This is a genomic window from Streptomyces sp. NPDC002619, assembly GCF_042889305.1.
Taxonomy (GTDB): domain Bacteria; phylum Actinomycetota; class Actinomycetes; order Streptomycetales; family Streptomycetaceae; genus Streptomyces.
The window spans coordinates 83,759-104,262 of sequence record NZ_JBIAQV010000020.1; the positions used below are offsets into that span (position 1 = coordinate 83,759).

The 20,504-nt window shown below is 71.2% G+C and carries 19 protein-coding genes; 8 read left to right on the forward strand and 11 right to left on the reverse strand.

The window, feature by feature from the left end:
* Positions 1–69: 69 nt before the first annotated feature.
* Positions 70–1,740 carry a penicillin-binding transpeptidase domain-containing protein gene (locus ACFYXB_RS27530; protein ID WP_389586865.1) on the forward strand — a complete coding sequence of 557 codons (1,671 nt, stop codon included), beginning with the start codon at positions 70–72 and terminating at the stop codon, positions 1,738–1,740.
* A 10-nt stretch (positions 1,741–1,750) separates the two neighbouring features.
* Here ACFYXB_RS27530 and ACFYXB_RS27535 read toward each other — a convergent pair whose 3' ends face one another.
* Positions 1,751–2,110, reverse strand: a complete 360-nt coding sequence (locus tag ACFYXB_RS27535) for an SsgA family sporulation/cell division regulator (protein WP_389586867.1) — start codon at positions 2,108–2,110, stop codon at positions 1,751–1,753.
* Between the two features lie 167 nt (positions 2,111–2,277).
* Here ACFYXB_RS27535 and ACFYXB_RS27540 point away from each other — a divergent pair, with 167 nt between their 5' ends.
* From ACFYXB_RS27540 to ACFYXB_RS27565, 6 genes are all read left to right on the forward strand, one after another.
* The gene (locus tag ACFYXB_RS27540) at positions 2,278–3,321 is read left to right on the forward strand and encodes an energy-coupling factor ABC transporter permease (protein WP_389586869.1); all 1,044 of its coding nucleotides are present in this window, start codon (positions 2,278–2,280) and stop codon (positions 3,319–3,321) included.
* Position 3,322: 1 nt separating this feature from the next.
* A complete protein-coding gene (gene cbiQ / locus ACFYXB_RS27545) occupies positions 3,323–4,084 on the forward strand; it encodes a cobalt ECF transporter T component CbiQ (RefSeq protein WP_351344741.1) in 762 nt (253 codons plus the stop codon).
* Positions 4,072–4,857, forward strand: coding sequence for an energy-coupling factor ABC transporter ATP-binding protein (locus ACFYXB_RS27550; RefSeq protein WP_389586871.1), 786 nt, complete (start codon positions 4,072–4,074; stop codon positions 4,855–4,857). The genes cbiQ and ACFYXB_RS27550 overlap by 13 nt, the downstream gene beginning before the upstream one ends.
* A 66-nt stretch (positions 4,858–4,923) precedes the next feature.
* Entirely contained in the window at positions 4,924–5,391 is a 468-nt protein-coding gene (locus ACFYXB_RS27555; RefSeq protein ID WP_389586873.1) for a MarR family winged helix-turn-helix transcriptional regulator, read from the forward strand.
* Positions 5,392–5,738: 347 nt separating this feature from the next.
* Positions 5,739–6,185, forward strand: coding sequence for an organic hydroperoxide resistance protein (locus ACFYXB_RS27560; protein ID WP_351344750.1), 447 nt, complete (start codon positions 5,739–5,741; stop codon positions 6,183–6,185).
* A gap of 74 nt (positions 6,186–6,259) precedes the next feature.
* Positions 6,260–7,435: a serine hydrolase domain-containing protein gene (locus ACFYXB_RS27565; protein WP_389586875.1), complete on the forward strand. Its 1,176-nt coding sequence runs from the start codon at positions 6,260–6,262 to the stop codon at positions 7,433–7,435.
* 27 nt (positions 7,436–7,462) lie between these two features.
* On the opposite strand, the gene ACFYXB_RS27570 is transcribed toward ACFYXB_RS27565, so the two are convergent.
* The 6 genes from ACFYXB_RS27570 to ACFYXB_RS27595 form a co-directional block, all read right to left on the reverse strand.
* Entirely contained in the window at positions 7,463–7,738 is a 276-nt protein-coding gene (locus ACFYXB_RS27570) for a DUF1876 domain-containing protein (protein ID WP_351344756.1), read from the reverse strand.
* An 87-nt stretch (positions 7,739–7,825) separates the two neighbouring features.
* Positions 7,826–8,785 (reverse strand): NAD(P)-dependent oxidoreductase, encoded by a 960-nt coding sequence (locus tag ACFYXB_RS27575; RefSeq protein ID WP_351344759.1) that lies wholly within the window; start codon positions 8,783–8,785, stop codon positions 7,826–7,828.
* Positions 8,786–8,799: 14 nt separating this feature from the next.
* Complete coding sequence (locus tag ACFYXB_RS27580; RefSeq protein WP_389586878.1) at positions 8,800–9,645, reverse strand: EamA family transporter; 846 nt, start codon at positions 9,643–9,645, stop codon at positions 8,800–8,802.
* Positions 9,642–10,163, reverse strand: a complete 522-nt coding sequence (locus ACFYXB_RS27585; protein ID WP_389586880.1) for a YbaK/EbsC family protein — start codon at positions 10,161–10,163, stop codon at positions 9,642–9,644. Before ACFYXB_RS27585 ends, ACFYXB_RS27580 begins: the two co-directional genes overlap by 4 nt.
* 120 nt (positions 10,164–10,283) lie before the next feature.
* Positions 10,284–12,500, reverse strand: a complete 2,217-nt coding sequence (locus tag ACFYXB_RS27590) for an MMPL family transporter (protein WP_389586882.1) — start codon at positions 12,498–12,500, stop codon at positions 10,284–10,286.
* Positions 12,501–12,641: 141 nt separating this feature from the next.
* The gene (locus ACFYXB_RS27595; protein WP_389586884.1) at positions 12,642–13,244 is read right to left on the reverse strand and encodes a TetR/AcrR family transcriptional regulator; all 603 of its coding nucleotides are present in this window, start codon (positions 13,242–13,244) and stop codon (positions 12,642–12,644) included.
* Between the two features lie 156 nt (positions 13,245–13,400).
* On the opposite strand from ACFYXB_RS27595, the gene ACFYXB_RS27600 reads away from it, so the two are divergent.
* On the forward strand, positions 13,401–16,694 hold the full coding sequence (locus ACFYXB_RS27600; RefSeq protein ID WP_389586886.1) for a S41 family peptidase: 3,294 nt from the start codon (positions 13,401–13,403) through the stop codon (positions 16,692–16,694).
* Positions 16,695–16,765: 71 nt separating this feature from the next.
* Here ACFYXB_RS27600 and ACFYXB_RS27605 read toward each other — a convergent pair whose 3' ends face one another.
* From ACFYXB_RS27605 to ACFYXB_RS27620, 4 genes are all read right to left on the reverse strand, one after another.
* On the reverse strand, positions 16,766–16,939 hold the full coding sequence (locus ACFYXB_RS27605; protein ID WP_351344777.1) for a hypothetical protein: 174 nt from the start codon (positions 16,937–16,939) through the stop codon (positions 16,766–16,768).
* Positions 16,940–17,047: 108 nt separating this feature from the next.
* On the reverse strand, positions 17,048–17,932 hold the full coding sequence (locus ACFYXB_RS27610; protein ID WP_389586888.1) for an SDR family oxidoreductase: 885 nt from the start codon (positions 17,930–17,932) through the stop codon (positions 17,048–17,050).
* Positions 17,929–18,891 carry an alpha/beta fold hydrolase gene (locus ACFYXB_RS27615; protein ID WP_389586890.1) on the reverse strand — a complete coding sequence of 321 codons (963 nt, stop codon included), beginning with the start codon at positions 18,889–18,891 and terminating at the stop codon, positions 17,929–17,931. Before ACFYXB_RS27615 ends, ACFYXB_RS27610 begins: the two co-directional genes overlap by 4 nt.
* Entirely contained in the window at positions 18,888–20,414 is a 1,527-nt protein-coding gene (locus tag ACFYXB_RS27620; protein WP_389586892.1) for a flavin-containing monooxygenase, read from the reverse strand. The genes ACFYXB_RS27615 and ACFYXB_RS27620 overlap by 4 nt, the downstream gene beginning before the upstream one ends.
* Between the last annotated feature and the right edge of the window lie 90 nt (positions 20,415–20,504).

The following is a 20,504-nucleotide window of genomic DNA, read 5'->3' on the forward strand; positions in this document are numbered from 1 at the left end:
TGCCGTCGTTGAGGAGCGTGAGGCTACGAGGGCAGCGGGGACCCTGGGGAATTCGCGGAGGAACAGGCAGTGGGCAAGAGAAGGCGCGTCGCCGAGCGACCGAAGAACAGACCCCTCGTGGTCGGCGGGGTGATCGCCGCGGTCGTCGGCGGTGCCGGGTTCGGCGTCTACGCGCTGTACGGCAGTGGAGCCTCGGCCGACGACCAGGCGCGGACGAGGTCCGCCGCGGAGGCCCGGGTGAAGACCGGCCCGCTGTCCGCGCTCGAGGTGCGGACCGCCTCCACGCGCTTCCTGACCGCCTGGCAGCAGGGCCGGGTCACGCAGGCCGCGGCCGCCACCGACGACGCGAGCGCCGCCGCCGCACTGCTCACCGGCTACGCCAAGGACGCCCACCTCACGGGCGTCACGCTCACCCCCGGCACCCGCACCGGCGACAAGGTGCCCTTCTCCGTGAAGGCCACGGTGTCGTACAAGGGCATCAGCAAGCCGCTGGCGTACGACAGCGCGCTCACCGTCGTCAGGAACAAGGCCGACGGCAAGCCGCTGGTCGACTGGCACGCCACCGTCGTCCACCCGGACCTCAAGGACGGCGACACGCTGGTCACCGGCGAGTCCGGCACCCCGCCGGTCACGGCCCTGGACCGCGACGGCGGGGAGCTGACCGCAGCCAAGTACCCTTCGCTGGCCCCGGTGTTGGACGGGCTGCGCGAGAAGTACGGCAAAATCGCCGGCGGCAAGGCGGGCGTCGAGTTGCGCGTGGTGCGGGGCAAGGCGTCCGAGAAGGCGAAGCTGTCCGACAAGACGCTGCTGGCGCTGACCGAGGGCACGCCGGGCACGGTGAAGACGACCCTGAGCCCGGCCCTCCAGGCGACCGCCGAGCAGCAGGTGGCCAACAAGCCGCGGGCCGCGGTGGTCGTCATGCGCCCGTCGACCGGCGAGATCCTGGCCGTCGCGAACAACTCCCACGGCTTCAACACCGCCTTCCAGGGCTCCCTCGCACCCGGCTCCACGATGAAGATCGTGACGTCGACGATGCTGTTCGAGAAGGGGCTCGTCACTCCGAGCGCCTCGCACCCCTGCCCCAAGACGTACAAGCTGGCCGGCTGGACGTTCCACAACGACGCCGACTCCGAGATCAAGCAGGGCACGTTCGAGCAGAGCTTCGGGGCCTCCTGCAACAACGCCTTCATCAACTTCGCGCCGAAGCTGTCCGACAGCGACCTGACGAAGGAGGCCCAGCAGGTCTACGGCCTCGGCATGAACAACTGGGCCATCGGCGTCCCCACCTTCGACGGCGCGATCCCCGTGCAGAGCGGCGCGCAGATGGGCGCCTCACTGATCGGGCAGGGCGGGGTGCGCATGAACCCGCTGAACATGGCGTCGGTCGCGTCGACCGTGGACACGGGCGTCTTCCACCAGCCGTACCTGGTGTCACCCACGGTGGACAACCGCACGCTGGCCAAGGCCTCGCGCACCATGTCGTCGAAGACGCAGGCGGAGCTGAAGGAAGTCATGCAGTACACGGCGGCGTACGGCACGGCGGCCAAGGCGATGGCGGGCCTGGGCCCGGACTACGGCGCCAAGACGGGTTCGGCGGAGGTCGACGGCCAGAAGAAGCCCAACGGCTGGTTCACCGCCTACCGCGGGGACCTCGCGGCCGCGGGCGTGGTCCAGGCGGGCGGCCACGGCGGGGACACGGCCGGGCCGATCGTGGCGGCGCTGCTCAGGGCGGGCGGCTGACCTTCTCGGTTCAGCGGGCCACCGGCTCCGTGGCCATATAGGTGCGCCTGAGGAAGCGCAGCAGCGCCTTCGACTCGAACTGCACGACGGAGACGCCGTGCGCGTAGTGGAATTCCATCACGGCCTGGACACGGCCCAGCGGCCACACCCGTACGTCGCCGCTCTCGGCCGGGGCGCGCAGCCCCTGTTCGAGCAGCGCGCGCGAGAAAGTCCACTCGTGCGGCCCGGGCAGCGGTTCGGGCAGACCGACCCGCACCGACCGCGGGTCGGTCTCGGGGTCGTAGCGCAGGATGACGGGAACGGCGCCGGGGTCCGTCAGATCCTCGTCCGTGATGATGTGGGCGCGTGCGTACTGTTCGATAACAGACATCAGCAAGCCCCTAACGCTGCGTTACCTCTGCTGAAGCTGTGCAACCGCTTCCTCTCTAATGTCGCATATTTTCCGGATTGCGGCCTTCGAAAGGGGGATCCTGCTCATGCGAAATACGACCCGCTCGCTCTTGCAAAAGGTTCGCAACAAGCCTCTAAAATCAAACGGTGCACGTACCTGACGGATTCATAGACGCCCCCACCTCCGCCGTCACCGGAGTGGTCGCCGCCGGCGCCCTCGCCGTGAGCCTGCGCGGCGCGCGCCGCGAACTCGACGAGCGCACCGCGCCACTGGCCGGCCTGGTCGCGGCGTTCATCTTCGCGGTGCAGATGCTGAACTTCCCGGTCGCGGCCGGGACCAGCGGGCATCTGCTGGGCGGCGCGCTCGCCGCCATCCTCGTCGGCCCCTACACAGGTGTCCTGTGCGTGTCCGTCGTCCTGCTCATGCAGAGCATCCTCTTCGCGGACGGCGGACTGACCGCACTGGGCGTGAACATCACCGACATGGCGATCGTGACGACCGTCGTGGCGTACGCCGTATTCCGCACCCTGGTCAAGGTCCTCCCGCGGGGGCGGCGGTCGGTGACCGTGGCCTCCTTCGTCGCCGCGCTGCTCTCGGTGCCGGCCGCGGCCCTCGTCTTCACGCTCCTGTACGCGGTCGGCGGCACCACCGACGTCGCCCTCGGCAAGGTCGCCACGGCGATGATCGGCGTCCACGTCCTCATCGGCATCGGCGAGGCGGCCATCACCGCGCTCACCGTCGGCGCCGTCATCGCCGTACGCCCCGACCTCGTGTACGGCGCCCGGGGCCTCCAGCAGCGCCTGAAGCTGCGGGTGAACGGCGAGCTGGTCGACGCGGCTTCGGCCCACCCCGTCCCCACCGCCGCCCGATCGCACCGCAAGCTGTGGATCACCGGGCTCGTCACCTCGCTCGTGCTCGCCGGGTTCGTCAGCTTCTACGCCTCCGCCAGCCCGGACGGCCTAGAGAAGGTCGCCCACGACAAGGGCATCGACGCGAAGACCGCGCAGCACGCATCGGACGACTCCCCCCTCGCCGGCTACGGCGTCAAGGACGTCTCCGACGCCCGTCTGTCCGGCGGTCTTGCGGGCGTGATCGGTGTCGGCGTCACCGTCGTCGCGGGCAGCACGGTGTTCTGGGCGGTGCGCAGACGCCGTACGCAGGACCTCTCCGCCACGGGCACGGGCGCCTGACATGGGGGCGGGGCACGCGCACCGGCTGTACCGGCACGGGCACTCGCCCGTGCACGCACTGCCGCCGCACACCAAGCTCGCCGCCGTCTTCGCCTTCGTGGTGGTCGTGGTGTCGACGCCGCGGGAGGCGATGTGGGCGTTCGCGCTGTACGCCGCGCTGCTCGCGCTAGTGGCGTTCCACGCGCGCGTGCCCGCCGGTTTCCTTCTCAAACGGCTGCTGATCGAGGTGCCGTTCGTCGCGTTCGCCGTGCTCATGCCGTTCGTGGCGGAGGGCGAGCGGGTGGACGTGCTCGGGTTGTCGCTGAGCGTCAACGGGCTGTGGGGCGCCTGGAACGTGCTCGCCAAGGGCACGCTGGGCGTCGCCGCCTCGGTCCTGCTGGCCGCCACCACCGAACTGCGCGAACTGCTGCTCGGCCTGCAACGTCTCAAGCTGCCGCCGCTGCTCGTCCAGATCGCGTCCTTCATGATCCGTTACGGCGACGTCATCACCGACGAGATGCGCCGGATGCGGATCGCGCGGGAGTCGCGCGGCTTCGAGGCGAGGGGCGTGCGGCACTGGGGCGTGCTCGCCAAGTCGGCCGGCGCGCTGTTCATCCGCTCCTACGAACGCGGCGAGCGCGTGCACCTGGCCATGGTCAGCCGCGGGTACGCCGGTTCCATGCCGGTCATCGACGAGGTGACCGCGTCCCGGGCCGAGTGGTCATACGCCCTCGCCCTCCCCTTCGCCGCCCTTGTCGTCTGTCTGCTGGGATGGGTCCTGTGAGTACGGGTCTTGTGAGCACTGTTTCCCTGGAGGTCTCCGGCCTCGCCTACGCCTACCCCGACGGGCACCAGGCCCTGTTCGGCGTGGACTTCCGCGTCGGACGCGGCGAGCGGGTCGCGCTGCTCGGCCCGAACGGCGCCGGCAAAACCACGCTCGTGCTGCACCTCAACGGCATCCTCGGCGGCGGCGCCGGGAGCGTGACCGTGGCCGGGCTGCCGGTCGGCAGGAAGCACATGGCCGAGATCCGGCAGAAGGTCGGCATCGTCTTCCAGGACCCGGACGACCAGCTGTTCATGCCGACCGTGCGCGAGGACGTGGCGTTCGGTCCGGCGGCCGCCGGACTGAAGGGGGCCGCGCTGGAGGAACGGGTGCGTACGGCGCTGGACCGCGTCGGCATGGGGGACTTCGCCGACCGTCCGCCTCACCACCTCTCGTTCGGGCAGCGCCGCCGGGTCGCCGTCGCGACCGTCCTGGCGATGGAGCCGGAGATCCTCGTCCTGGACGAGCCCTCCTCCAACCTCGACCCGGCCTCCCGGCGCGAACTGGCCGACATTCTGCGCTCGTTGGACGTCACCGTCCTGATGGTCACGCACGACCTGCCCTACGCGCTCGAACTGTGCCCCCGCGCACTGATCCTGAGCGACGGCGTGATCGCCGCGGACGGCCCGACCGGAGGCCTGCTCTCCGACGACACCCTGATGCGGGCCCATCGCCTGGAACTCCCCTTCGGCTTCGACCCGCGGTCCGTGACGACGGCCACGGGGAGCGCGTGAGGAGTCGGGGGCGCGAGTAACGCGTTTACGTGACGGTCGTCCCCGCGTGTCCGTGACAATGGGCGCGTGACGCGTCAAGACGAACAAGGGGTCGCCGGTTCGCTGCTGCTCGACGACCAACTGTGCTTCGCGCTGTACGCCGCTCAGCGCGCGGTGACCGCCGCGTACCGCCCACTGCTCGACGAACTCGGTCTCACCTACCCGCAGTACCTGGTCCTGCTGGTGCTCTGGGAGCGCGGCGAGACGACGGTGAAGGACCTGGCCGCCGCGCTCCGGCTCGACTACGGCACGGTCTCGCCGTTGCTCAAGCGGCTGGAGGGCGCTGGCGTTGTGCGCCGGGAGCGCGCGGCCCACGACGAGCGCTCGGTGCTCGTCGCGTGCACCGGGCGCGGGGAGGAACTGAGGGAGCGCGCGGCGCGCGTACCCGGCGCCCTGCTCACGACGACGGGGCTCGGCGCCCCGGAGGTGGCGCGGTTGCGCGAGGAGTTGTGGCGGCTCACGGAACGCGCGGAGGCCGCCGCCGCGCGCCGGTGACTGAAGTTATGCGCTGGCGCGCACCAGGTCACGCGCGCCGGTGACCAGGATTACGCGCCCGCGCACCTCACGTATCGCGCGCCGGTGACCAGGGCTACGCGCCCGCGCCCGCCGCAGATCGCGAGCCAGTGACCGGGGTTGCACGCTCGCGCACCCCACATCACGCGCGCCGTCGACTGACGTGACACGCTCGCGCGCACCACATCTCACACGCCGGTGTCCCAAGTCCCGCACACCGGCGCCCCCGCGTTACCCCCAGTCACCACCCCGGGTGTCGACCGCCTCCCTACCGGCCAGTACCTTGTGCACGATGTATTTGTGCGCACTTGTTTCTGGGGAGCCCCACCATGACTGACGGCGCCACTGTCGACACCCGCCCGACGAAGATCATGTACGTCGCCGAGGCCACCGCGCACGGCGGCCGGGACGGGTACGTCACCAGCCAGGACGGCCAGATCGACCTCAAGGTCGCGATGCCGCCGGCGCTGGGCGGCGACGGCAACGGCACCAACCCTGAGCAGCTGTTCGCCGCGGGCTACAGCTCCTGCTTCCACAACGCGCTGATCCTGGTCGGCAATCGCGCGGGCTACGACCTGACCGGTTCCACGGTCGCCGCGAAGGTCGGCATCGGCCCCAACAAGCACCGCGGCTACGGCCTCGCGGTCGCCCTGAGCGTCTCCCTGCCGGTCCTCGACAAGGACGTGGCGACCGAGCTGGTGGACGCGGCCCACGAGGTGTGCCCGTACTCGAACGCCACGCGAGACAACATCGACGTAACGATCCTCCTCGGCTAGCGAAACGAAGGAATCGCAGGCTGACAGCTGATGTTGCACCCGCTGTCGAAGGCGAGCCGAAGGGAAGTACGGGCGTGAGCGGCACTGTCGTGACCGGCACGGTGGCCGGGGGCTTCGAGCCCGTCCGGGAGGCGTTCGTGCGCAACTTCGAGCTGCTCGGGGACCGGGGCGCGGCGGTCGCCGTCTACCGGGACGGGCACAAGGTCGTCGACCTGTGGGGCGGCACGAAGGACATCGACGGCACCGCGCCGTGGGAGCAGGGCACCTCCCAGATCGTGCGCTCCGCGACGAAGGGCGTCGCCGCCGCCGTACTGCTGCTCCTCCACCAGCGCGGGGAGCTGGATCTGGACGCGCCGGTGGGCGCGTACTGGCCGGAGTTCAAGGCGGCAGGCAAGGAGCGGACGCTGGTTCGGCATCTGCTCGCGCACCGCGCCGGAGTCCCCGTGCTGGACCGGCCGCTGACGCCGGAGGAAGCCGCCGACCCCGACCTGGGCGCCGCGGCCGTCGCCGCGCAGGCGCCGGTGTGGGAGCCGGGCACGGACCACGGCTATCACGCGCAGACGTACAGCTGGCTCACCGGCGAACTGGTGCGGCGCGTCACCGGCCGCCCGGTCGGCGAGTGGATCGCCGCCGAGATCGCGCGGCCGGTCGGCGCGGACCTCTGGCTGGGTCTGCCGGAGTCGGAGCACGCGCGCGTGGGCCGCGTCGGCCCGGCCGAGGTCCCCGAGGCGGAGGGCGCGCTCAAGACCCGCCCCAAGCGGTCCGTCGCGGAGGCCTACGCCGACCCCGAGTCCCTGACGCGCCGCGCGTTCGCCGCGATCACCCCGCTCCCGGACGAGAACTCCCCCGCCTACCGGGCGGCCGCCCTGCCCGCCTCCAACGGCATCGCCACCGCCGACGGTCTCGCCCGTTTCTACGCCGCGCTGATCGGCGAGGTGGACGGCGGCCAGCGGCTGTTCACCCCTGAGACGGTCCGGCTGGCCCGCGCCGAGCAGTCCGCCGGGCCCGACCGCGTCCTGGTGGTCGGCACCCGCTTCGGCCTCGGCTACATGCTCCACGGCACGGCGTCGCCGCTGCTGTCCCCTGGCTCGTTCGGCCACCCGGGCCGCGGTGGCGCCCTCGCCCTCGCCGACCCCGACTCGGGGATCGCCTTCGGCTATGTCACCAACGGCTTCCGCCAGAGCGTGATGGCGGACCCGCGCGCCCAGGCGCTGGTCAGGGCGGTGCGGACGGCTCTCGCACAGCAGTAGCCGTCCGCACCGACGGGGCACGGCCGTTCACACGTGGATCGGGTGCGAGGTCCGTCCGGACTCCGCGTCTATCTCCAGGTGGGCCTTGGTCAACAGCTCCATCGCGAGTTCGTTGAGGGCGCGGGCACCTGCCACTTCCTCGCCGACCCGCGGCTGATTGGAGTCGGTGTGGTGCCGGCTCGCATGGCCGTGCGCCCGCACCTCCGAGCCGTCGGGCAAGCGCACCATGGCCACCGCCCGCGTGTGCTGATCGTCCTCCAGGAACTCCATCTCGATGTGCCATCCCACTGCGGTGTGCATCATGACGACCACCTCCAAAACCGCTGCTACCAGGGTGCGCCTCACCGCCCGGGACGTCACGTCGGCTGCCGGGCCGTGCCCCGGCCGGTGTCAGGAGGCGGGCTGCTCGTCGAAGCTGGCGAAGTACGCGGCGACCATGTCCTCGTCGGCGTGGCCCTGCGCCGCGGCCCGGGCGAACCGCTCGGCGGCCGCGGCGGCGACGTCCAGCCGTACCCCGCTCTCCTCCCCCGCCCGCACGATCAGCCGCGCGTCCTTCTCGGCGGTGGCCACCGCGAACTGGGCCGGCGTCAGCCGCCCTTCGAGGACGAGTCCGGCCTTGGCCCGCAGATAGCCCATGTCGAGCGGACCGCCGGCGATGAGGTCGAAGAAGTTCTCCGGGTCGACGCCGAGGGCCTGGGCGAGGGCGAGGACCTCACCGGTGGCGGCGGTGACCGCGAGAACCCAGCTGTTGGCGACCAGTTTCAGCCGGGTCGCGGTGCACGCCGCCGCGTCGTCGCCGGTCCACATGGTGCGGGCGCCGACCGCGTCGAAGACCGGCGCGACCTTCTCCCGGCCCTCGCTCGGACCGGCGGCCAGGACGGTGAGCTGTCCGGCCTCGGCGGGCGCGCGGGTGCCGAGCACGGGAGCGTCGTAGAAGACCAGCCGGTGCTCCTCGGCGAAGCCCGCCATTTCGGGGATCGCCTCGATCCCGGCCGTGGTCGACTGCGCCCAGACGGCGCCGGGGCGCAGTCCCGGGGCCGCCTCGCGCATGACCTCCAGGACCGTGCCACCGTCGTACAGCATGGTCAGCACGACGTCGGCGCCCTGGACGGCCTCGGCCGGGGTGTCGGCGACGTACGCGCCGTCGGCGGCCAGCGGCTCGGCCTTGGCGCGGGTACGGTTCCAGGCCCGCAGGTTGTGTCCGGCCCGGGCGATGTTGCGGGCCATGGCGGCCCCCATGATGCCGGTGCCCAGGACGCTCACGGTGAGCTTGTCGGTCATTCGTCGGTTCCTGTTCTCGTACGGCGCTTTGGGCCCAGCTTCTCGTACGACGGCCCGTGCGGCGCACAAGTGGCGCGACGCGCCTATCCGGAGTGCAGCATCAGCCCGATCCCGACGACCAGCAGGCCCGCCGCCGCGATCCTCGGCACGCCGAACCGCTCCTTGAAGAACACCGCCCCGATGGCGGCGCCGACCAGGATCGAGGACTCCCGCAGCGCGGAGATCGGGGCGAGTTCGTCCCGGGTCTGGGCCCACAGCACCAGTCCGTAGGCGGAGACGGACAGCAGTGCCCCGAAGAGCCCGAGGGCGGCGAACGGGCGCAGCACGGCGGCCGTCCGTCCCCGCCAGCGCCAGACGGCGTACGCCGGGACGGCCACGCCCTGGATCACCATCAGGCAGGCGGTGTACCCGGCGGAGGAGCCCGAGGCGCGCACCCCGAGCCCGTCGACGACGGTGTACGAGGCGATGGACAACCCCGTCGCGAGCGCCGCCCCGATCGCCGCCCAGTCGGGCCGGCGTCCGCGCAGCCCCCACAGGGCGACCCCGGTCAGCCCGGCGCAGGCGAGCGCGATGCCCGCGGCGGCCCAGCGGTCGGGCACCTCGTGGGCGAAGACGGCCGCGAAGACGGTGACGACGAGCGGGGCGGTGCCGCGCGCGATGGGGTAGGCCTGGCCGAAGTCGCCGAGCCGGAACGACGTCATGAGCAGGACGACGTACACGAGATGGATGCCCGCCGAGGCGATCAGGTACGGCCACGCCCCTGCCGCCGGGAGCGCCACGAAGGGTGCCATGGCCAGCCCGATGAGCACCCCGCCGGCCAGGATCAGCGTGAAGGCGACGAGTTTGTCGGTGATGCGGTGGGCGATGGCGTTCCAGCTGGCATGGGTGACCGCGGCTAGGAGGACGGCCGCAGTGACCGTCGGCGTCACGAAGCGCGCTCGCGGACATCCACGAGAGCGGCACCGGCGTGGGTGACGAGTTGCTTGGGCTCCATGGGGAAGACGGCGTGCGGGTTCCCGGCGGCGGCCCACACGACATCGTGCGCGAGGAGCGACCGGTCGGCGAGGACGCGTGTGGTGTGGCGATGCCCGAAGGGCGGCACGCCTCCGATCGCGTACCCGGTGAATTCCCGTACGACGTCGGCGGAGGCCCGTACGACCTTCTCGGCGCCGAGTTCCTCGCGGACGCGTTCCACGTCGACGCGGGAGGCCCCGTCCATCAGCACCAGCACGGGCACACGGTCCGCCGCGAAGATCAGCGACTTGCAGATCTGGCCCAGCTCGCAGCCGATGGCCGCGGCGGCTTCGGCGGCGGTACGGGTGGCGTCCGGGAAGCGCCGTACGCGCGCGTGGAGTTCATCGAGTCCGCGTGCGTCCAGGGCGGCCGCGAACAGGGGGTGGGCTCCGGAGCCCTCGGCGTCGGCGTCAGTGGCGGCTGTCGTCGTCATGGAGGGCACGCTAGCGGTCGGTGTAAGTGCCAGGCGAGCGGGTTTACGGCATGAAGAGGCCGGTGAGGGCAGCCCCGTCCCCACGGATCCCTCACCGGCCGGTCCTTCGTGCGCCGCGCGTCAGGCGCGTACCAGCTCCCGGTCCTCGTCCCGGGGGCGGTCGTCGTCGCGGCTGCGCAGGCCCTCGCCCTCGACGTCGACGTTGGGCAGGACGCGGTCCAGCCACTTCGGCAGCCACCAGGCGCGCCTGCCGAGCAGGGCGAGCACCGCCGGGACGATCGCCATCCGGACGATGAAGGCGTCGAAGAAGACGGCGATGGCGAGGCCGAACCCGATCATCTTGATCATGGACTCGCTGGAGCCGATGAAGCCGGAGAAGACGGCCATCATGATCACGGCGGCGGCGGTGACGACCCGGGCGCCGTGCTTGAAGCCGGTCACCACGGCCTGGCCAGGCTTCTCCCCGTGGACGAAGGCCTCCCGCATCCGGGTCACGAGGAACACCTCGTAGTCCATGGCGAGACCGAAGACCACGCCGACCATGAAGATCGGCATCATCGACATGACCGGGCCGGTCTCCTCGACGCCCAGCAGGCCGGACAGCCAGCCCCACTGGAAGACCGCGACCACGGCGCCGAGGGCCGCCAGCACGCTGAGCAGGAAGCCGAGGGCCGCCTTCAGCGGGACGAGGATCGAGCGGAAGACCACGATCAGCAGGAGGAAGGCGAGGCCCACCACCAGGGTCAGATACGGGATCAGCGCGTCGTTCAGCTTCTGCGAGACGTCGATGTTCATCGCCGTCGAGCCGGTGACCAGGACCTTTGCATCGGTGTCGGCCGTGATCCCGGCGCCCTTGTCACGGATCGCGTGGACCAGGTCCTCGGTGGTCGCCGAGGACGGCTTGGACTGGGGGATCACGGTGATCGTCGCGGTGTCGCCGGCCTTGTTCGGCGCGGGCGGGGTCACCGTCACGACGTCGTCGAGGCCCTTGATCTCGTCGCCGACCTTGGCGAACGCGGTCTTCGGGTGGGCGCTGCCCTGTGCGTCGACCACGACCATGAGCGGGCCGCTGAAGCCGGGACCGAAGCCCTCGGAGAGCAGGTCGTAGGCGCGGCGCTGCGTGGTCGAGGTGGGCTGGGAGCCGTCGTCGGGCAGGCCCAGTTCCAGGGAGGCGGCCGGGACGGCGGCGGCGCCGAGGCCGACGACGCCGAGCAGGAGGACGGCGACGGGGCGTCGTACGACGAAGCTCGCCCAGCGGGTGCCCATGTTCGGCTTCGAGTGCTTACCAGCGGCCGTGCGCCCGCCGCCCAGCAGCTTGCTCTTCTGGCCCGCGGGCTTCACCTTGCGACCCGCGTAGCCGAGCAGCGCGGGAATCATCGTCAGGGCGATCAGCACCGCGATGGCGACCGTGCCCGCGGCGGCGATGCCCATCTTCGTCAGCATCGGGATGTTGACCACGGACAGGCCGACCAGGGCGATCACGACCGTCAGGCCCGCGAAGACCACGGCCGAGCCGGCGGTGCCGACGGCCCGCCCGACCGCGTCCTCGCGCTCGCGGCCCTCGGCGAGTTCGGCGCGGTAGCGGGAGACGATGAACAGCGCGTAGTCGATGCCGACGGCGAGGCCGATCATCGACGCCAGGGTGGAGGTGGTGGAGCCCAGGTCCAGGGTGCTCGCGAGCGCGGTGATGGTGGAGACGCCGATGCCCACGCCGATCAGGGCGGTGAGCAGCGGGAGTCCGGCGGCGAGAAGCGAGCCGAAGGTGATGACGAGGACGACCGCGGCGATCGCGATGCCGATGACCTCGGTGGCCCCGGTCTCGGGAGCGGCGCTGAGCGCGTCACCGCCGACCTCGACGGTCAGCCCGGCGTCCCGCGCGTCCTGCGCGGCGCTCTCGAGGGCTTCGCGCGAGGAGTCCTTCAGCTCCATGCCGGAGACGTCGTACTTCACCGAGGCGTAGGCGATCGTTCCGTCCTTGCTGACGGCGTGTCCGGTGTAGGGATCGGCGACGGAGGCGACCTCGGAACCGTCCTTCAGCTCCTGGACGGTCGCTTTCACGGTCGCCTTGTTGCCGGCGTCGGTCATCTTCTCGCCGCTCGGCGCCTTGAAGACGACCCGGGCGGTGGCGCCGTCGGCGCTCATCCCAGGGAAGCGCTGTTCCAGCAGGTCGAAGGCCTTCTGCGCCTCCGTACCGGGGATGGAGAAGGACGTGTTGCCGGCCGCGGGGGCATTCGCCGCGCCGACGCCCGCCAGCGTCAGCAGCGCCACCCAGATGAGGGCGACGAAGTGCCGTCGCCTGAAGGCGAGTCGGCCCAGTTTGTACAGATACGTGGCCACGAGGGCGTACTCCCGGTCAGTCGTGGGGTGTTCAGGGCAGGGGTGATCAGCCCGTTGGGTGACAGGGGTGATCGGCCCGACGACGTGAGCGGTGACGTCAGGTGGGGCTGGTGAGGGGGGTGCTCAGGTGGTTCGGGTGGGTCAGCCGGTGCGCACGCCGAGGGCGGGGAGGACAACGGCGTCGATGTACGACAGCAGGAAGGCCTGCGTCGGCGGCTGTTCGTCGATCAGCGTCCGGGCGGCGAAGGCGCCGATCATCATGTGCACGATGTAGTCGATCGCCGGGTTGTCCGCACGGACCTCGCCCCGGTCGACCGCCCGCTGCAGCACACGACGGAACATCGCCATCTCCGGCTCGATGAGATGCTCCCTGAACGCCCGCAGGAGGTCCGGGTTGGCGTGCATCGCCATGGCCAGGCCCCGCATGAGCGCGGAGTTCTGCTCCATCTCGCAGTCGTCCGACCGCATCGTGAGGGCGTACAGGTCGCCCTTGAGTGATCCGGTGTCGACGCCGTCGAGAGGACCGCCCGGCTTGTCGTGCCGCACCGCCTTCGCGACCAGTTCGGCCTTGCCGCCCCACTGGCGGTAGAGGGTGGCCTTGCTGGAGCGGGTGCGGGCGGCGACGGCGTCCATGGTGAGGGCGTCGTAGCCGACCTCTCGGAGCAGGTGGAGCACAGCCTCGTACAGCTCGGCCTCGCGCTCGGGCGTGATGCGACTGCGCCGCGCCGTTGCGGTCTCAGCCATGTCACTCACCCTTCCCTTCTCCGAACGACACGGTTTCGTACATGACGAATGTAGCGCAGGCCTCTGCGAAACGAAACCGTTTCGTACGTGTGCTGGGTCACGTCCGTCAATTCCGTATAAGTTGCTGGGGCTCATCACCCGGAAAAGCATGGGAATGTGAGCTATCTGCGCCTTCCGCACCTCAGCGGCGACCTGCTGAGCTTCGTGGCCGAGGACGACCTCTGGCTGGCCCCCCTCGACGCCCCGGGCCGCGCCTGGCGGCTCACGGTCGACCGCACCAAGACCGGCCACCCCCGCTTCTCGCCCGACGGCCGCCAGATCGCGTACACGAGCTGGCGCAGCCTGGTGCCCGAGATCCATCTGGTCGGGGTGGACGGCGGACCGGGGCGGCAGCTGACGTACTGGGGAAGCGGCGACACGCGCGTGTGCGGCTGGACCCCGGACGGTGACATCCTGGCCGTCGCCTCCCACAACCAGCCCTTCTCCTACTTCTCCTGGGCCTACAAGGTCACTCCCGACGGCGATCCCGGCCGCAAGCTCCCCTGGGGCCCGGTCTCCGACATCCAGGTCGCCGACCTGGACGGCGAACGCAAGTCCCTGCTGCTCACGGGCACCCCGCCGCACGAACCGACCGCCTGGAAGCGCTACCGCGGCGGCGCCATGGGCCGGCTGTGGCTGCACGGGCAGCGGCTGCTCGACGGCATCGGCGGCCATCTCGCCTCGCCCCTGTTCGTCGGTGGCCGTATCGCCTTCCTCTCCGACCACGAGGGCGTCGGCAACCTCTACTCGTGCGCGTACGACGGCTCCGACCTGCGCCGCCACACCGACCACGACGCCTTCTACGCCCGCAACGCCTCCAGCGACGGCACCCGCGTCGTCTACCAGTGCGCAGGCGACCTGTGGATCGTCGACGACCTGTCCCCGAACTCCGTGCCGCGCAGGCTCGACGTACGGCTGTCAGGCCCCCGCGCGGGCCGCCGCAGGTACCAGGTGCCTGCCGCCCAGCACGTGGACGGCCTCTCGGTCGACGAGACGGGCCGGGCCAGCGCCGTCGTCGTACGCGGCAGCCTGTACTGGCTCACTCACCGCGACGGCCCGGCACGCACCATCACGGACACCGCGGGTGTACGGGTCCGGCTTCCGGAGATGCTGGGTTCGACCGGGCAGGTCGCCTATGTCACGGACGCGGAGGGCGAGGACGCGGTCGAGATCGCCTATCTGCCCCGGGCCAGCGGCGACCGCGAGCCGCGCCGGCTGGCCTCCGGCGAGCTCGGCCGGGTCCTGGAACTGGTCTCGGACCCGCTGGGCGAACGCCTCGCCATCGCCGCGCACGACGGCCGGCTGCTGCTCCTGGACGCCACCGAGGACTCTGGGGGCACCTCCCGGACGAAGTCTGGGGGAGGAGAGGTCACCGAGCTGATCCGGTCCATCAACGGGCCCGTGCGCGACCTGGCATTCTCCCCGGACGGGACGTGGCTCGCGTGGTCGCATCCGGGAATCGGGCGCTCGCTGCGGCAGATCAAGCTGGCCCGCATCTCCGGGATCGGACAAGGCGGGCAGGCGGGGCAGGGGGACCGGCTGATCGTCGACGTCACCGACGGCCGCTTCGAGGACGAGAACCCCGTGTTCACCCGGGACGGCCGCTATCTGGCCTTCCTGTCCTGGCGCGGCTTCGACCCGGTGTACGACGTCCACACCGGCGACCTGTCCTTCCCGCTCGGCTGCCGCCCGTACCTCGTCCCGCTGTCCTCGGCCACCCCCTCCCCCTTCGCCCTCAACCCGGAGGGTCGGCCCGCCGCCGGCGGCCTCGACCCCGTGGAGGACGAGGAGACCGGCGAGGGCGGCGCGGTGACCGTGGAGGTCGAGGGACTGGAGAGCAGGGTCTCCCCGTTCCCGGTCACGGCCTCCAAGTACTCGGCGCTGTACCCGGTCGCGGGCGGCGGCCTGGTCTGGCTGCGCTGGCCGATCTCCGGCGCGCTGGGCGAGACGTTCGCCAACCCCAGCGACCCCAGCGAGCGCCCGACCCTGGAGTACTTCAACCTCACCAAGGCGAAGAAGTCCGAACTCGTCGGCCATCTCGACTGGTTCACGGTGAGCGGCGACGGCACCCGCCTGGTGGTCATGGACGAGGGTGACCTGCGCGCCGTGCCCTCCACCGAGGCCGGCGACAGCGACTCGACGACCTGGATCGACCTGCGCCGCATCCTGCACGAGGTCGACCCCGGCGCCGAGTGGCGCCAGGCCTACGAGGAGGCCGGCCGGCTCATCCGGTCCTACTTCTGGGATCCGAACATGTGCGGCATCGACTGGGACGGGGTGCTCGACCAGTACCGCCCGCTGGTCGAACGGGTCGCCTCGCCCGACGAGTTCGCCGACCTGCTGCGCGAGGTCCTCGGCGAACTCGGCACCTCCCACGCCTATGTGGCCGCCGCCCGCCGCAACGAGGGCCCGCCCCACTATCAGCGCTACCAGGGTCTGCTCGGCGTCAACCTCGTGTGCCGGGACGGCTGCTGGATGGTCAAGCGGATCCTGCCCGGCGACTCCTCCGACTCCAAGGCCCGCTCCCCGCTGGCCGGCACGGGCATCCGCGAGGGCACAGTGCTCACACACGTCGACGGACGGCCGGTGGATCCGGTGACCGGTCCGTTCCCGCTGCTCGCGGGCTCGGGCGGTACGACGGTGGAGCTGACCTTCACTCCGGCCGAGGGCGAGGCCGGCCGGGCCCGCCGGGTGGCCGTGGTCCCGCTGATCGACGAACGGCCGCTGCGCTACCAGGACTGGGTGGCCAAACGCCGCCAGGTCGTACGGGAGTTGAGCGGCGGCCGGTGCGGCTATCTGCACATCCCGGACCTGGGCGGCTCGGGCTGGGCCCAGTTCAACCGCGACCTGCGCAAGGAGGTGTCCCGGCCCGCGCTGCTCGTGGACGTGCGCGGCAACGCGGGCGGGCACATCAGCGAACTCGTCGTCGAGAAGCTGACCCGCTCCATCCTCGGCTGGGACCTCACGCGCAACGCCCAGCCCGTCTCGTACGCCTCGAACGCACCCCGCGGACCCATCGTGGCCCTGGCCGACGAGGCGACCTCCTCCGACGGCGACATGATCACGGCGGCGATCAAGCTGCTCAAGCTCGGCCCCGTGGTCGGGCAGCGCACCTGGGGCGGCGTGGTCGGCATCACCGGGCGGCACAAGCTCGGCGACGGCACGGTGATCACGGTGCCGATGAACGCGGCCTGGTTCGACGCGTACGGCTGGTCCGTCGAGAACCACGGCGTGGCCCCCGACCTGGAGATCCTGCGCACACCCCTGGACTGGGCGGAGGGCCGGCACGTGGAGATGGACGACGCGGTGCAACTGGTCCTGGATCTCCTGACCGACCAGCCCGCGGCGACCCCGCCGGACTACAGCGACGTACCGGACCGGTCGCGGCCCAAGCTGCCGCCCCGGGCTTGAGCCGACACCGCTCGCGCAGACGTGAGAAGGGGTGCCCCCTCGGGGGCACCCCTTCTTCCGGATTGCTGACGTCAGGCGTCGTAGTCCTGGTTCAGACGGTCCTCGTCCTCGCGGTGGATGCGCTCGGACGCCTCGTCACGCTGCTGGCGGCCGCGCTGGGTCTGCTGCTTGGCCTGCTCCTTGGCCTGCTGCGACTTCTGCTTACCCTGCTGGGACTTCTCCTGGAACTGGTCCTTCATACCCATGTGGGTTCACTCCCGTGGGGATCTGGGGATCGGCCCCTGATGGGGCCCGTCCGGCCCTCGGTGGGGCCTCGACCAGATTCACACGGGCCAACACGGAGCGCATGTCGATCAGTTACGGTGCGTAGCGCGCTCCTGCTCATCGGCCTCCCCACCTGCGCCGACGAGTCCGGTACTCATGCCCTGCAGCCGGGGTGCGAACCGCCGCATCTCCCGCTGCCCCACGGTCCCGATGAGCGCCGGCAGATAACCGCGCACGCCCTGCATGCCGCGCAGCCACCACTGCCCGTACACATGGCTCGACCGGCGCTCGATCCCGGCCACGATCCGGTCCACCGCGGGACCGAGCGGGTACGTCTTGTTGGAAGGCCACGGCAGCCGCTGCCGCAGCTCCCGCATCACGTCGTCCTGGTCGGCGCCGCGCACCATGTCCGTGTCGGTCCATGACAGATACCCGACCCCGACGCGCACCCCCTGGTAGCCGACCTCGGCGCGCAGACTGTGCGCGTACGCCTCCACACCGGACTTGGACGCGCAGTACGCCGTCATCATCGGCGCCGGGGTGATCGCGGCTAGCGAGGCGATCTGCAGCAGATAGCCGCGGCTCTCGACGAGCACCGGCAGGAACGCCCGGGCCGTCACCGCCGAGCCGATCAGATTGACCTCGATCACCCGCCGCCAGGCCACCGGGTCGGAATCGACGAACGGACCGCCCGTCGCCACCCCGGCGTTGGCCACCACGATGTCGACCTTGCCGAAGCGCTCCTTGACCTCCTGGGCGACCCGCGTCATCGCCTCGTGGTCGGTGACGTCGGCGTACCAGTGGTCGCTCTCGCTGTGCAGCCGCGCGGAGGCCGCCTTGAGCGCGTCCTCCTCCAGACCGACCAGCGCCACCTTCGCTCCGCGCGCGGACAGCTTGCGCGCGAGCAACTCCCCGACGCCGCGCGCGGCTCCGGTGACCACCGCGACCTGCCCCTCGAGGCTGACCCTGCTCATGCGCCCTCCTTGACGTGTGCGTCCACCGCGTCGGTCGTGTCAGTCGTGTCAGTCGTGTTCGTCAGGTACGTCGCGGCGAGTTCGCGGATCTTCGCGGTGACCAGCTCGGGGGCCTCGACGGGGGTCATGTGGCCGAGTCCGGGGAACTCGGTCAGGCCGACGCACGCCGGTAGTGCGGCGACGAGCGCCCGCGCGTGCACCGGTGGCGTGAGCCGGTCGGCGGTGCCGGCGACCACCGCGGTCGGCACCGTCAACTCCCGTACACCGTGGTCGAGGTCGAGGCGCTCCAGCACGCTCGCCCAGGCGCCGCGCACGGCGCGCGGGCAGGCGTGCACGATCCGCGCGCACGCCTCCACCATGTGCGGGGCGGAACCGGCGCCCATCGTGGCGTACTTGAGGATGCGCCTGGCGAGGGGCGTGACCGGTCCGAGCGGGGCGCGCGAACCCAGAATGCGCCCCGTGATCCAGGTGCGTACGCGCCCGGCGCGCAGTGGCAGGACGCGCGCCTCGGCCACGAGCCGTGAAGCGCCCGTGCTGCACAACAGGACGGCAGCCGTGTGCTCCCGGAAACCGGGGCGCGCGGACGCGGCCATGACGGTCATCCCGCCCATGGAGTGGCCTGCGATCACGGCCTTCTCGCCGGGCGCGAGGGTGTGTGCGAGCACCGCTTCCAGATCGTCCGCCAGCGCGTGGGTGGTGCACGCGGGGCTCGCGGGGCTGCGCCCGTGCCCCCTCTGGTCGTAAGCGATGACGCGATGATCGGCGGCCAGGTCCCGGATCTGCGCGGCCCAGAAGGCGGTCGAGCAGGTCCAGCCGTGCGAGAGGACGACGGTGGGCGCGTTCTCGGGGCCGTGCACCTCGACGTGCAGACGTGCCCCGTCGGCGGAAACCGCGGTGAGTTCGTGTGCGGGGGCGGGGGGCGCGTAGGGGCCTGAGGTGACGTGCGTCAGACGACTCACGCCTCCACCTCCACTTGCGCGCCCTCGAGTGCCGACGCGCCACCCTCACGGGCGGGCGCGCGCAGCACTTCGTACTCCGCCAGGTCCACGCGCCGCGTCGCGCGCCGGAACTCGGTGGTCGTACCGGGCCAGACGGTGGTGTTGCGGCCGTTCGCGTCCAGGTACCAGCTGGTGCAGCCGCCGGTGTTCCACACCGTGCGCTTCATGCGCTCCTGCACCTTGTCGTTCCAGGCCCGGACGGCACCCGGACGGGCGTCGAGTGCGGACCGGCCGCCGAGGACGCCGAGCTGGCGCACGTAGTCGGCCATGTAGTTCAGTTGGGACTCGATCATCAGGATCATGGAGGAGTTCCCGAGGCCGGTGTTGGGCCCGATGACCGTCATGAAGTTGGGGAAGCCGGCGGCGGCGCTCCCGCGCAGTGCAGCCATCCCGCCCTTCCAGCTCTCCGCCAGAGTCACGCCCTCCGCCCCCACCACCCGCTCGGCAATGGGCATGTCGGTCACATGGAAGCCCGTACCGAAGACGATCGCGTCGGCCTCGGCCTCACTCCCGTCGGCGGCGACGAGGGTCGAGCCGCGCACCTCGGTGAGCCCGCCCGCGACGACGTCCACGTTGGGCCGGACGAGCGCCGGATAGTACGTGTTGGACAGCAGGATCCGCTTGCAGCCGATCCGGTAGTCCGGGGTGAGCTTGGCGCGCAGGGCCGGGTCCTTGACGGCGCGGGCCATGTTGCGCTTGGCGAGCTGCTCGACGAGGCCGAGCTCGTCGGGGTGCTTGGTGAAAGCCTGGACCTGCAACTCCCGGATGCCCCACAGCAGTCCGCGCCGGGCCTGCGTGGTGAAGGGCAGCCGCCGGTGCAGCCACCGCTCGGCTCCGCCGATGGCCCGGTCGACGCGTGGCATCACCCACGGCGGGGTGCGCTGGAAGAGGGTCAGCTTCGAAACGAGGGGCTGGATGGACGGCACGATCTGGATGGCGGAGGCGCCGGTGCCGACCATGGCGACCCGCTTGCCGCGCAGGTCGTAGTCGTGGTCCCAGCGGGCCGAGTGGAACACCTTGCCGGGGAAGGAGTCCAGCCCCGGAATCTCCGGAACCTTCGGGTCGGACAGCGGCCCGGTGGCGGAGACGACGATGTCGGCGGACAGCGAGCCACTGCTGGTCTCGATGTCCCAGCGCAGCTTCTCCGCGTCCCAGGTCAACAGTTTGACCTCGGAGTTGAACCGGAGGTGCGGCCGCAGGTGGAAGACGTCGGCGATGCGCTCCAGGTAGACGCGGATGTGCTCCTGCCCCGAAAAGGTGCGCGGCCAGTCGGGGTTGGGCGCGAAGGAGAAGGAGTACAGGTGGGACGGTACGTCGCAGGCGCACCCGGGGTAGCTGTTGTCCCGCCAGGTCCCGCCCACGCTGTCCGCCCGTTCCAGGACGACGAAGTCGGTGATCCCCTCACGGCGCAGGCGCACGGCCGCGCCCAGTCCGCCGAACCCGGATCCGATCACCGCCACCCGTACGTGCTCGTGCTCGGCCATCCCGCAGCCTCCAGGCATCGCATTGGACTCTGCCAGTAAACACTGGCGCAATGGGAGCGTAGAGCAGCTCCGTACCGATGGGTAGGGGTC